The sequence below is a fragment of the Nesterenkonia xinjiangensis genome (assembly GCF_013410745.1).
GTDB classification, from domain to species: Bacteria; Actinomycetota; Actinomycetes; order Actinomycetales; family Micrococcaceae; genus Nesterenkonia; species Nesterenkonia xinjiangensis.
Genome location: NZ_JACCFY010000001.1, coordinates 2,218,228 through 2,230,726 on the forward strand (window position 1 = coordinate 2,218,228; position 12,499 = coordinate 2,230,726).

The following is a 12,499-nucleotide window of genomic DNA, read 5'->3' on the forward strand; positions in this document are numbered from 1 at the left end:
GAACCCGGGAACAGGGCGGGTCGAGGTGAAAGGTCACGGTGGCCGTGATCCGATGCGTGACCTTCGTGGCGGTTGCGCCTCGGACGTCGACTGACGGGTCAGGCCACCCGGGCCTCCGGCGACTTCGTCAGCGCGGGGTCGTCCTGGGCCAGGTGGCCGACGACCGAGTCGATCGCCTCCAGGGTGGCCCCGTCGAGAGTGACTCCGGCGGCCGCCACATTGGAGGCGATCTGCTCCGGGCGAGAGGCGCCCACCAGGGCGGTCGCCACGTTCGGGTTCTGCAGCACCCAGGCGATCGAGAGCTGCGCGAGGGTCAGCTCCAGCTCCTCGGCGATGGGCTTGAGCTTCTGCACCGCCTGGAGGATCTCATCGTCGAGGTATCGCTGGATGAACTGCGCGCCGCCCTGCTCATCGGTGGCTCGGGAGCCCTCGGGCAGGGGCTGGCCCGGCACGTACTTGCCGGTGAGGACCCCTTGGGCGATCGGCGACCAGACGATCTGCGAGATGCCGAGCTCCTCGGAGGCCGGGATGACCTCCGGCTCGATCACCCGCCACAGCATGTTGTACTGCGGCTGGTTCGAGATCAGCTGGAATCCGAGCTCCTTGGCCAGGGCGTGGCCTGCACGCAGCTGCTCGGCGTTCCACTCGCTGACGCCGATGTAGAGCGCCTTGCCCTGGCGGACGATGTCGGCGAAAGCCTGCATCGTCTCCTCCAGCGGAGTCTCGACGTCGAACCGGTGCGCCTGGTAGAGGTCCACGTAGTCAGTGCCGAGGCGGCGCAGCGAGCCGTCGATGGACTCCATGATGTGCTTGCGGGAGAGGCCGGTGTCGTTATGCCCCTTCGGCCCGGTGGGGAAGTACACCTTGGTGAAGATCTCCAGCGATTCCCGACGCTGACCGGCCACGGCGTCACCCAGCACCTGCTCGGCTACGGTGTTCGCGTAGACGTCAGCAGTGTCGAAGGTGGTGATGCCGGCGTCGAGCGCGGCGTGCACGCACCGGGTGGCGGTGTCGTTCTCCACCTGCGACCCGTGCGTGATCCAGTTGCCGTAGGTGATCTCCGAGATCTTGAGGCCGCTGTGGCCGAGGTACCTGAACTCCATGCTGCACACACTATCGATACGGTGCGCCGCTGAACAGGGAATCGCAGGTCCCATGACGAGTCGCCTCGAGCATCGTGTGATGCGCGCTGAGTGCATCGGCGCTGGTGAGGCCTGCCTTTCCTGCGTGGTCACGGGAGGTGGCGCTGGCTAGAGTGGCGCGCAGGGGCGCCGTCGTCCGACCGTGCCCGCCCTGGACAAGAGGCAAGGAGAGTGTTCTCGCAATGGCAAAGCTCACCGGCACGCTGGAAGAGGCCTTCAATGAGCAGGTCACCCTCGAGCTGGAGGCCTCGTTGGTCTACCGGCAGCTCGGGATCGAGATGGACATGCTCGACCTGCCCGGATTGGCCTCCTGGTTCCGCGCGCAGGCCGACGAGGAGGTCGTGCACGCGAACAAGTTCATCGACCACATGACCGACCGCGGCGCCCATCCCCGCATCCGGGCGGTGCCCGCCGTCGCGGCCCAGGCCGAGACTGTGCTGGAGGCCTTCGAGGCGTCCCTCGCCCACGAGGAGAAGGTCTCGGAGTCGATCCGCAACCTGTATCGCCTGGCGCAGCAGGAAGGGGACATCGACGCTCTGCCCCTGCTCAGCTGGTTCATCGACGAGCAGCTGGAGGAGGAGGCGACGGTCTCCGAGCTCATCGGCAAGATCCGGCTCATCGGCGACGACGGGCCCGGCCTGCTGAAGCTGGACGATCGGCTGGGCGTCCGGCAGTCCAACGGCACTGAGGCCGCCGCCCAGTAGGGCTGGGCCGGTCCGTCGAGGGTGGGGATCTGCTGCTGCCGGCTCGCGTGACCACGAGGCAGGAAGCAGGTCCCCCTCGTCATGCGCGGGGCGGGCGCCCGGGCTCCTGATCGGCCGCCCGCTCAGCCCGCTTCTGAGGAGCGCCGGTTGAGCTTCTGCTCGAGTCCGTCCAGGAGGAGATTGAGCCCGAAGGCGAAGCTGTCCTCCCAGCTGCCGCTGAAGGTGTCCTCGGAGAGCGCGGCCATAGAGGGGAAGCGGCCGGAGGCCATGACCTCCTCCAGGATCGGAAGCTGGTGGTTCCAGAACTCCTCGTCGGTCATGCCGGTCTCTGCGGGGGCGTTCTGCCACAGGATCTCCTGGCGGACGGTCCCCACGGCATAGGAGTCCAGCGCCGTGATGATGCTCATCTTCTCCTGATCGGTCATCGGGAGGTCTTTCAGCCCTGTCATGAGCAGCTCCATGTCGGCCAGGCTGTTCGGGCCCAGCACGGGGCGGGTCCAGTTCACCTGCAGCAGCCAGGGATGGTCCAGGTAGAGCCGGCGTCCTCCCCAGCCTGCAGCCTCCAGGCATGCACGCCACCCGGCCTCCACTGAGGCCTTCCGGGCATCATTCGGCCCGCTGACGGCGTCGAGCATCAGGTTCAGCAGCTCGGTCTTGGACGGCACGTAGCGGTAGAGGGACATCGCCCCCACGTCGAGCCTGTCGGCGAGCTTGCGCATGGACAGGGAGTCGAGCCCCTCGGCGTCGGCCAGCTCGACCCCGGCGGCCACGATCCTCTCCAGGGTGAGTTTGGGCTTCGGCCCCTTCTTCGCCGGGGGGAGGCCGTCCCACAGCAGCTGCAGGGACTTTGCCAACGGGTTCGGATCGTTCATCGTGCCTTCCGGGACGCCATGCTTGCTTATTGCGTTCACTGTACGCTACCTTAGCTGCGTTCGAAGTACTCAGAACACTGTACGCAGATCATCGCATGGAAGAAGGAGGTGGTGTTCCATGGTTCCACCAGACCTCGCGGTGGAGGCCCTCGGCCTCACCAAGAGATACAAGGGGAAGGCGGCGCTCGAGGGTGTCGACCTGGCCGTGCCGCGAGGCACGGTGCACGGACTGCTCGGACCCAACGGGGCGGGCAAGACGACGGCGGTCCGCATCCTCGCCACGCTGACGGACCCTGATGCCGGCCAGGCCCGTGTGGCCGGCTACGACGTCGCCGCCCAGCCGCGCGAGGTGCGTCGCAGCATCGGACTGACGGGTCAGCAGACCGCGGTCGACGACCTGATGACCGCGCGGCAGAACCTGACGATGTTCGGCAGGCTCTTCCGACTCAGCAAGGCGGACGCCCAGCGGCGTGCCGACGAGCTCCTGGAGGTCTTCGGGCTGACCGGTTCGGCCGATCGCTCCCCGAAGAAGTTCTCGGGCGGCATGCGCCGTCGACTGGACCTTGCCGCGTCGATGATCCTGGCTCCGCAGGTGATGTTCCTGGATGAGCCGACCACCGGTCTGGACCCGGCGGGGCGTCGGGAGGTGTGGGAGTCCGTGCGGAACCTGACCATCCAGGGGACGACGGTGTTGCTGACCACCCACTACCTGGACGAGGCGGACAAGCTCTGTGACCGGATCAGCGTGATCGATCAGGGGCGGAACTTCATCGAGGACACCCCGTCCGGGCTCAAGCGGCGGATCGGCGACGAGCGGCTGGAGGTCGTCGCCGCCGAGCCGGGCGACCTGGTCCGTCTGCAGGAGCTGATCACCCGTGTGGTCGACGTCGAGCCTTCTGCTGACGAGGCCGAAGGCAGTCTCAGCGTGTCCGTGCCGGACGGCGTCGCCGCACTGACCGCCGTGGCCGCGGAGATCAGGACGCTGGGGATCGACGTCGCCGACATCGGCCTGCGTCGTCCGACCCTCGACGAAGCCTTCCTGCACCTGACCTCCGATGCAGGCCCGACACGCCAGGAGGCGCGATGACCACCAGGACACAGAGCACGAGCACACAGGCAGCCAGCGCACCCACCACCACGGCACAGACTGCCGCGCCGCAGACCCTCAGCCCTGAGGGGCCGCTCTGGGCGGCCCGCGACTGCTGGACGATCGTGCTCCAGGAGTTCACCCACCTGGTGCGCCAGCCCAGCACTTTCGCCTGGCAGATCGGCTTCCCGGTGGTGATGGTGCTGATGTTCGTCTACGTCTTCGGCTCCGCCATGGACGTGACCGGTCAGGGCGCGGGGGAGGGCTATGTGGACTTCGCCATGCCGGGGATGTTCGCCATGACCATGGCCTTCGGGTTCATGGACACCGCCTATGCGGTGACCCACAACAAGGAGAAGGGATTCATGGACCGTTTCCGGTCCATGCCGATGTCCTCCTCCGCCCCGGTCACCGGACGGGCGGTCTCCGATGTGATCCGTGCGGCCGTGGACCTGGCCGTCATCGCCGGTGTCGCCCTGCTGATCGGTTGGCGTTCGGGCGGTAGCCTGGGCGCCACCCTTGCGGCGTTCGCGCTGCTGCTCTGGCTGCGGCTGGCACTGATCTTCGTGGGCATCTTTCTGGGGCTGTGCATCAAGAACACCGAGACGGCGGGGATGCTGTTCGCCGTCGCGTTCCCGTTGGGGTTCATCTCCTCGGTGTTCGCCCCGCCGGAGATGATGCCCGGCTGGCTCGGTGCGATAGCCGCGTGGAATCCCGTGTCCTCGACGGCGGCGGCGATCCGTGAGCTCTTCGAGACTCCGGGTATGGGGAATCTGGAGCCCGCCTTCTGGATCGACGGCCATGCGCTGGCCGGCGCGCTGATCTGGCCGGCAGTGATCATGCTGATCTTCCTGCCGCTGGCCGTGCGTCAGTTCAAGAACCTGAGTCGCTGAGCACGGCACCGCGTGGACGGGCATGTGACGGAGGAGCGAGGTGGGCGGTGCCCCCCTCATTCCTCCGTCACGTGCTGACCGTGGCGGATGAGCCGCTCCAGGGCCTGGTGCATATGGTCGTCGATCTCGCTGAGCACGGTGGCCTCATCGCCGGCGGACACGGCGTCGGCGATCCGTCGGTGCTCCTCCGCCTGATCGTCAGGATCGAGGTAGGTCCCCTGCAGGGCCGTCAGGCACATCCGGGTCTCCACCATGAGAGTCTCGTGCATGCGTCGAAGCCGGGGGCTGCCGGAGGCCGTGACCAGCGCCTCGTGGAAGTCGAAGTCCGCGTCCGAGAGCGCAGAGAGATCGTCGGCGGCGACCGCGCGCCGCATCGCCTCGCAGGCGCTGCGCAGCTGCTGCACCGCCCCGGGGATCCGTTCTCGGATGATCATCAGTGCCGCCGCCGACTCCACGGCGCTGCGTGCCACGTAGAGGTCCCGGATCTCCTCGGCGTCGAGCTCCTTGACGAAGAGTCCGCGGTTCGGCTCGCTGCGCACCAGCCCCTCCTGCACCAAGCGCTGCATGGCCTCACGAAGCGGTCCTCGGCTGACGCCGAACTCGGCGGACAATCTGGCTTCGGAGAGTTGGGTGCCCGCTGGCAGGCTGCCGTACATGATCCCGTCGCGCAGCTGCCGGGTGATCAGGGACGCCGTCGACTCGCGGTTCACCCGGGTGAAGCTGCGGGGGGAGTGGGCGGCGGTCGTCGGCATCGGGGCTCCAGCGGGTCGAGGTGGGATCTGGCGGCCGGGCAAGGGGGCGGTGGTGCGGTGGACACGGACGGAGGGGAGACCGATATCACGTGATCCGTGGATTGTTGACAATAATCATACAACGGCTGGGGCGCCCGTGTTCACCGGTGCCTGTTCACCGGTTCGTGCGGGGGAGTCCAGCACGGTGGGCGATGATCGCCAGCTCCGTCCGGTCTCGAGCCTGCAGCTTGGCGAGGATGCGGCTCACATACGTCCGTGCCGTGGCGGGGCTGAGGAACAGAGCGGCTCCGATCTCCGCGTTCGTGTCTCCATGGCCCACCCGGGTGAGGACCTCGATCTCCCGGTCGGTGAGCTCGGAGAGGTCCACCGAGGTCTCGTCCTGCGGTGACGGCGCGGAGGCCATATGTTCCATGACCTTGCGCGCGATCGTGGGGGAGAGGAGGTTCCCGCCGGCGGCGGCCGTGCGGACCGCCGTCCGGAGCTCCTCGGAGGCGATGTCCTTGAGCAGGTACCCGGCGGCGCCGGCACGGACGGCATCGATGATGTCCTGATCCTCGTCGAAGGTGGTCAGGATCAGAATGCGGCTGCCATCGAGCTCGGGGTCCGCGCAGATCCTCCGAGTGGCCTCGATGCCGTCCATGACGGGCATGCGGATGTCCATGAGCACGACGTCGGGACGGTGGGCCTGCACGGCCCGGACCGCGTCCTGGCCGGTCCGAGACTCTGCGACGACCGTGATCTCCGGATCGTGGGTGAGCAGCGCGCGCAGACCAGTGCGCACCAGGACCTGGTCGTCGGCGATCAGCACGCTGATCATCGGCCCTCCTCAGCGGCAGGCCGGGTGGCCGGGGTCTGGCTGAGGGAGATGACGGCGGGCAGCGTCGCATGGACCGCGAAACCGTCCCCCTCGGGCCCGGCGGCCAGACTGCCGCCCAGTGCCTCGGCCCGTTCGCGCATCCCGTGGAGCCCCAGGCCCGCCGCCTGCTGCGCGGAGCGCTCGCGGGGCGGTCTCGCCGGCCCGGGATCCCGGACCGTCACCTGCAGCCGACCGTCGGTGAGCGTCACGGCCACCTCAGCGGAGTCGGCCGCGGAGTGCCGGACCACATTGGTCAGCGCCTCCTGGACGATCCGGTACGCGGCGGCTTGCACATGGTCGGGAGCGAGGCGCTCGTCGTCATGGGTCTGGATCCGCGCGTGGACCTCTAGCGGCAGGAGGTCGAAGACTTGGCCCTCCAGGGCGTCGAGGGAGAGCGGGCTCCGGGGGTCCTTCTGGCGTCGCAGCATCTGTACGGTCCGGCGCATCTCGTCCATCATCTCGCCGCTGGTGCTCTTGACCACGTCGAGGGCGTCCTCCGCCGCACGGCGGTCGCGGTCGAGGGCCTCGCGGGCGACGTCGGCGTGCAGCGAGATGACCGTGGTCCGATGCCCCAGGGAGTCGTGCAGCTCCCGTGCGATGTCTGCCCGTTCGGTGGCGATCGCCGCGGCGGCCTGGCTGCGTTCATGGGCCTCGGCCGCCTCCAGCAGTCTCTGGGTGTTCTCCCTGAGCTCCCGGCGCAGACGCATGCTCACTCCCAGGGCTATCGCCGCGGTCATCAGTGCCACGTGCCCGGAGAGCTCATAGCCGACTACACGGGTGGGGTCCTGCCCGGCGATCACCAGGCGGTAGAAGTAGCTGCCGCCCAGCAGCAGCACCGCGGCCGAGACGGCCCAGACCGCGCGGCGGAACTCAGCGGCGGAGTAGAGCGCGGCGGCGGTCGGCACACTCAGCCCGATCGTCGGGTAGCCGACCATGTAGTAGGCCCAGAACGCCACGAACGTCAGCCCCAGGACACCCAGGGGGAAGCGTCGGCGGACCAGCATGAGCGCTCCCAGCCCGAACGCCCACAGATAGGCCAGCGGCTCAGCGTCGCGGTCGCCGGCGACGTCGGCGGAGATCGTCCCGGCCACCGCGCCGAAGACGGCCACTCCGAGCACGGCGTCCACGAGCCACCGCTGGACGCGGGCAGACGGATCCGGCTCAGCGCCGACAGGGGCAGGCATGACACCAGTCTAGGAGTGTCCTGGGCCTCCGGCAGTCGCCTGCAGGCGACTGAGGGAGACGCCGCGCGACGACACCTGAGCAGGACGCCGCGCGGATGTGGCGCGCATCGTCGGCTCCGTAGCGTCGAGGTCATGAACCCAGCTGCTGGATCGCACTTCCGCCCCTCCTTCGACGAGGCCCCGCGAGGGAGGCTTCCTTGGCGGCTCATCCTCCTACTCGGTGCTGTCGCGCTGCTCCGGCCGCTGATGCACATCACCGGTGTCTCCGGCGGCGACGGCCTGCCCAAGGGCCTCTTTGCGGTGGGCGCCACCGTGGTGATCTCGGCCGTCTGGATCGGCGTCGTCCTGCTGGCTCGGGTCTCCAGGCCCTTCCTCACGCTGGTGCTCGCCGGGCTCGCCTATGCCGTACTGAGCATGGTGCTCTCGGCGGTCCTCTCTCCGGTGCTCGGCGGCGAGCTGCAGGGCCCCTTCGCACAGCCGATCGCGATCCCCATGGTCCTGATCGTCAATGCGATCTGGGGTGCCGTCGTCGGCGGCATCGCCGCGGGCCTCCGGGCGGCGCTGGTCGCCCGGCATCGTTGACCCGCCGATCTCCGCAGCTGCTCGCTCAGGGGCGGGTCACGCCGGCCGGCCCGGAACAGAGTCCAGGCGTCCCAGCATCGGCAGGGCGGGCGCCGGCCGGCCGGTCAGCCGCAGGCCCTCCCAGATGGTCACCTGGTTCGCGGTGAGCACCGGTTTGCCCAGCGCCTCCTCCAGCTCTGGGATCCAGCCGAGTGAGTGCATCGCCGTGTCCGGGACGAGCATGGCCTCCGCCTGGGGCACATCCACGGCGCGGATCATCGCGATGACGTCATCGCGTCCCATCAGGCCGACCTCCGCGGCCGTGAAGATCCCGTGCGCGGCGAAGGTCACGACGTCGACCCCGGCTCGCCCCAGCAGTGCGCGGAAGTGCTCGGCCAGGTCCGCCGGGTAGGAGGCCGTCACCGCGACGTGCCGCACGTCGAGGGCCTCCAGCGCGTGCAGATACGCCAGTGACGTCGAGGATGCCGGAACGCCGGCGACCTCCTGAACGGCCCGGGCCTGCTCGGCGGCACCGTCATGGCCGTAGACGAAGCTGCCCGATGTGCAGGCCCACATCACCGCGTCCACCGTGTGATCGGCGAGCAGGCGCGCCGTGCCCTCGGCCAGGCGTGCGGCGGAGCCGGTCTCCAGCAGGGCCTCCGGGGTGTGTTCGTCCACTCCGATGGTGGTGTGCACCAGGGGAAGCCGAACGGCGCCCCCGGCGGCCTCCTCGAAGGCGGGGTAGTCGTCCTCCGCGGCATGGCCGGGGTAGAGGATGCCGATGGTGGGGGCGTGCTGAGAGTCGGTCAAGGGTCCTCCTTCGAGAGGGCGCGTCGGACTGGTGGGTGGCAGATGGCGGCCGGGGCTGAAGGGGCGCACCCGGGTCAGACCACCGCCGCCGAGGGCTCCTGTCGGGCCAGTGCCCGGCCGGGCCCGTAGTAGGGGAGCCCGAAGTGCTGCAGCACCGCCCACACCGTCGCCTGGTTGGCGGAGATGACCGGTTTGCCGAGGTCCTGCTCCAGCTGGGCGAGCACGTCGTAGGTCGGCAGGTTCGTGCAGGAGACCACCACTGCCTCGGCCTGGTCGGAGTCTGCCTCCCGGACCAGGTCGTAGGTGCGCTGGGAGGGGACCTCCCAGATGCGGCCCGAGAGTCCGAGGTTCGAGTTGCTCATCAGGTGGATCCCGGACTCGGCGAAGAAGGCGGCGAACTGGGCGGTGATGGCGTCGTCGTAGGGGGTCGCCGTCGCAAGGGTCCGCACGCCCAGCGCCTGGACCGCGGCGAGCAGGGCGCCGGAGGTGGTGAAGCAGGGCGCCCCGCCGGCGTCCGTCATGGCCTGCACCAGGTCGCGCTCGCCGGAGATCCCGCGGACGAAGCTGCCCGAGGTGCAGGCGTAGAGGTAGGCGGAGGGGGTCACCGCAGAGACGGCGCGGACGCAGTCCGCGATCGCCTTCGGGCGGGAGATCGCCCGAGCCTGCTTGACCGTCACCGCCAGGGGCTCGTGCCGGGTGCGGGTGAACAGCAGATCCAGCTGCTCGACGCCGTCTGCGTCCTGGGTGAAAGTGCGCAGCTCTCGGTCCAGAGCCATGTCATAGGGGACCACGACACCGATGGCGGGTGCCATGCGGTCGGATCCGGGAAAGGGGGTGAGGGCCATGGGCCGCTCCAATCCAGAGGCGGTGCAATCATCTCCTGCAAGATTGTTGACAATCTTCGTGAGGTCTTCATAGCATAGCGGCACGGTCCCTGCCTCGGAAAGCCCTTCCGGGGAGGGGATGTCGCGGTCTCCGGGAGATGTTCCTCACAGGTGCTCCCGGCCGGCCACGAGGTCCCCGCACCGCGCTCAGCCCACCCCTTCCGGAAGCGAGGTGACGGATGGCGGACTCCCTGCCGGTCATCACGGTCCTATGTCCCGACGACGACGGCCCCTACGCCGTGCCGCCCGGCCTGGATGAGCTTGAGGACCGGGCCGAGATCCGCCGGACCACCGCCGCGGAGCTGAGCGAGGCGCTCTCCGGCGCCGACGTCCTCTTCCTGTGGGACTTCTTCTCCCGCGCAGTCTCTGACGCCTGGCACGCCGCCGACGCCCTGGACTGGATCCACGTGGCCGCCGCCGGAGTGGACAAGCTGCTCTTCGACGAGCTGGCCGAGTCCGAGGTCACCGTCACCAACGCCCAGGGCACCTTCGACCGACCCATCGCCGAGTACGTGCTCGGCGCTGTGCTCGCCCGTGCCAAGGACATGCCCGGCAGCCTCCGGCGCCAGCAGACCCGCACCTGGGAGCACCGCGAGACCCAGCGCGTGCAGGGCCTCACCGCCCTGGTCATCGGCACCGGCGCGATCGGCCGGGAGATCGCCACGCTCCTGCGGGCGGTCGACGTCGAGGTCTTCGCCGCAGGACGTACCGCCCGAGACCAGGATCCCGACTTCGGCACGGTGATCGCCAGCGACCACCTCCCGGCCCATATCGGTGCCGCCGACGTCGTCGTCAACGCGGCACCGCTGACTCCGCAGACCACCGGGCTCCTCGACGCCCAGGCGCTCGCTGCCGTGAAGGACGGCGCCCACCTGATCAACATCGGCCGGGGGGAGACCGTCGACGAGGTCGCCCTCGTCGAGGCCCTGGATCACGGGCCTCTCGGATTCGCCACCCTGGATGTCTTCGAGCAGGAGCCGCTCCCGCAGGGCTCTCCGCTGTGGGAGCGCGAGGATGTGCTGATCACCGCCCACATGTCCGGGGACGTCATCGGCTGGCGCGACGCGCTCGCCGAGCAGTTCCTCGACAACGCCCGGCGCTGGCTCGCCGGAGAGACCCTGCACAACATCGTCGACAAGCAGAAGGGCTACGTGCCCCGCCCGCAGCCCTGACGTCGCCCCGACACCGGGCACGCCCCAGAGGGCGGCGCGGACGGCGGCGCCGCACCCCTGGCACATCACATCAGGCCCACACCCGGCACATACCCGGCACACAGGAGGTCAACCATGGACCGTCGAACCCCGAGCAGCCTCGCGGAGATGACTGCGACCGAGCTCCTCGCCGGCTACCGCGCTGGAGATTTCAGCCCGGTCGACGCGACAGAGGCCGTGCTGGAGCAGATCGCTCGGCACGATGACGTCCTGAACGCCTTCGTGCTCGTGGACCCTGAGTCCGCTCGCACCTCCGCGGAGGCCTCTGCCCGCCGCTGGCAGGCCGGAGAGACCCTGGGCCCCGGTGACGGCCTGCCCACCTCCATCAAGGACATGTTCCTCACCAAGGGTTGGCCTACCTACAAGGGGTCGACGCTCATCGGTGAGGACGGCCCCTGGGACGTGGACGCTCCCTGCGTGGCACGGCTGAAGGAGACCGGTGCGGTGCTGGTCGGGAAGACCACCACCCCGGAGTTCGCCTGGAAGGGCACCACAGACAGCATCCGCTGCGGCGCGACCGGCAACCCGTGGGACCCGAGCACCACCGCAGGCGGCTCCTCGGGAGGCGCTTCGGCCGCCGTCGGCGCCGGAATGGCCCCCTGGGCCGTAGGCACCGACGCCGGCGGGTCGGTGAGGATCCCCGCCTCCTTCACCGGGACGGTCGCGCTCAAGGCCACGTACGGCCAGGTGCCCATGTTCCCCGCCTCGCCCTTCGGGACTCTCGCCCACGCCGGGCCGATGACGCGCAGCGTCACCGACGCCGCGATGCTGATGGACGTCATCACCGGCTTCGACTCCCGGGACTGGGCCGCGCTCCCCACGCCGACCTCGTCCTACCTGGAGGGCCTCGAGGACGGTGTCGCAGGTCTGCGCATCGCCTACTCACGAAACCTGGGCTTCGTGGAGAACGACCCCGAGGTGGAGCGCCTCGTCACCGACGCGGTCTCGCTGCTGGAGCGGGCGGGTGCCGTGGTGGAGGAGATCGACCCCGGCTTCGAGGACCCGGTGGAGGCTTTCCACGTCCTCTGGTTCAGCGGTGCGGCAAAGGTGCTCGAAGCCTTCGGGCCGGACGCCGTGGACCAGGTGGACCCCGGACTGCGGGCGGGCATCCGGCGCTACGCCGAGGCCTCTGCCCTGGACTATCTGGGCGCCACCGCCGTCCGCATGGACCTGGGTGTGCGCATGGGGGCTTTCCATGAGAACTACGACCTGCTGGTCACCCCGACCATGCCGATCACCGCCTTCGACCACAGCAGGCAGGCCCCCGAGGGCTGGCCCTCGGACCTGTGGACGTCCTGGACGCCCTACACCTACCCGTTCAACATGACCCAGCAGCCGGCGGCATCGGTGCCCTGCGGCGTCGCCTCGGACGGGCTGCCGGTGGGGCTGCAGATCGTCGGGGCACGCACCCAGGACCGTCTGGTGCTGCGGGCCGCTCGGGCTTTCGAGAAGGCCTCCGGGGAGCAGTTCATCCGCCCGGTGGAGCCCATGGCGCGCACCTCGGCCGTCTGAGGCCGCGCGAACGGACGTCCGGACTGCTCGA

The 12,499-nt window shown here is 69.4% G+C and carries 13 protein-coding genes; 6 read left to right on the top strand and 7 right to left on the bottom strand.

From position 1 onward, the window contains the following. Window positions 1-98: 98 nt before the first annotated feature. Window positions 99-1,103, bottom strand: coding sequence for an aldo/keto reductase family protein (locus tag HNR09_RS10045; RefSeq protein WP_179541910.1), 1,005 nt, complete (start codon window positions 1,101-1,103; stop codon window positions 99-101). Window positions 1,104-1,324: 221 nt separating this feature from the next. Here HNR09_RS10045 and HNR09_RS10050 point away from each other — a divergent pair, with 221 nt between their 5' ends. Next, a complete protein-coding gene (locus HNR09_RS10050; RefSeq protein ID WP_179541911.1) occupies window positions 1,325-1,846 on the top strand; it encodes a ferritin in 522 nt (173 codons plus the stop codon). Window positions 1,847-1,968: 122 nt separating this feature from the next. Here HNR09_RS10050 and HNR09_RS10055 read toward each other — a convergent pair whose 3' ends face one another. Next, window positions 1,969-2,718 carry a TetR/AcrR family transcriptional regulator gene (locus HNR09_RS10055; RefSeq protein ID WP_179541912.1) on the bottom strand — a complete coding sequence of 250 codons (750 nt, stop codon included), beginning with the start codon at window positions 2,716-2,718 and terminating at the stop codon, window positions 1,969-1,971. 118 nt (window positions 2,719-2,836) lie between these two features. Between HNR09_RS10055 and HNR09_RS10060 the strand changes: the two genes are divergently transcribed. Together HNR09_RS10060 and HNR09_RS10065 are read left to right on the top strand one after the other, a co-directional pair. Then, window positions 2,837-3,805, top strand: coding sequence for an ATP-binding cassette domain-containing protein (locus tag HNR09_RS10060; RefSeq protein WP_179541913.1), 969 nt, complete (start codon window positions 2,837-2,839; stop codon window positions 3,803-3,805). Then, entirely contained in the window at window positions 3,802-4,698 is an 897-nt protein-coding gene (locus HNR09_RS10065) for an ABC transporter permease (protein ID WP_179541914.1), read from the top strand. Before HNR09_RS10060 ends, HNR09_RS10065 begins: the two co-directional genes overlap by 4 nt. Window positions 4,699-4,754: 56 nt before the next feature. On the opposite strand, the gene HNR09_RS10070 is transcribed toward HNR09_RS10065, so the two are convergent. The 3 genes from HNR09_RS10070 to HNR09_RS10080 form a co-directional block, all read right to left on the bottom strand. After that, window positions 4,755-5,450: a GntR family transcriptional regulator gene (locus tag HNR09_RS10070; protein WP_179541915.1), complete on the bottom strand. Its 696-nt coding sequence runs from the start codon at window positions 5,448-5,450 to the stop codon at window positions 4,755-4,757. A gap of 154 nt (window positions 5,451-5,604) precedes the next feature. Next, window positions 5,605-6,267, bottom strand: a complete 663-nt coding sequence (locus HNR09_RS10075) for a response regulator transcription factor (RefSeq protein WP_179541916.1) — start codon at window positions 6,265-6,267, stop codon at window positions 5,605-5,607. After that, window positions 6,264-7,490 carry a sensor histidine kinase gene (locus HNR09_RS10080; protein ID WP_179541917.1) on the bottom strand — a complete coding sequence of 409 codons (1,227 nt, stop codon included), beginning with the start codon at window positions 7,488-7,490 and terminating at the stop codon, window positions 6,264-6,266. The genes HNR09_RS10075 and HNR09_RS10080 overlap by 4 nt, the downstream gene beginning before the upstream one ends. Window positions 7,491-7,622: 132 nt before the next feature. Between HNR09_RS10080 and HNR09_RS10085 the strand changes: the two genes are divergently transcribed. Beyond that, window positions 7,623-8,072, top strand: coding sequence for a hypothetical protein (locus HNR09_RS10085; RefSeq protein ID WP_179541918.1), 450 nt, complete (start codon window positions 7,623-7,625; stop codon window positions 8,070-8,072). 36 nt (window positions 8,073-8,108) lie between these two features. On the opposite strand, the gene HNR09_RS10090 is transcribed toward HNR09_RS10085, so the two are convergent. Continuing rightward, window positions 8,109-8,861 carry a maleate cis-trans isomerase family protein gene (locus HNR09_RS10090; protein ID WP_179541919.1) on the bottom strand — a complete coding sequence of 251 codons (753 nt, stop codon included), beginning with the start codon at window positions 8,859-8,861 and terminating at the stop codon, window positions 8,109-8,111. Window positions 8,862-8,935: 74 nt separating this feature from the next. Next, window positions 8,936-9,706, bottom strand: coding sequence for a maleate cis-trans isomerase family protein (locus HNR09_RS10095; protein WP_218881918.1), 771 nt, complete (start codon window positions 9,704-9,706; stop codon window positions 8,936-8,938). Between the two features lie 218 nt (window positions 9,707-9,924). Here HNR09_RS10095 and HNR09_RS10100 point away from each other — a divergent pair, with 218 nt between their 5' ends. Further along, window positions 9,925-10,917, top strand: a complete 993-nt coding sequence (locus tag HNR09_RS10100) for a D-2-hydroxyacid dehydrogenase (RefSeq protein ID WP_179541920.1) — start codon at window positions 9,925-9,927, stop codon at window positions 10,915-10,917. A 114-nt stretch (window positions 10,918-11,031) separates the two neighbouring features. Then, complete coding sequence (locus HNR09_RS10105) at window positions 11,032-12,468, top strand: amidase (protein WP_179541921.1); 1,437 nt, start codon at window positions 11,032-11,034, stop codon at window positions 12,466-12,468. Window positions 12,469-12,499 lie beyond the last annotated feature (31 nt).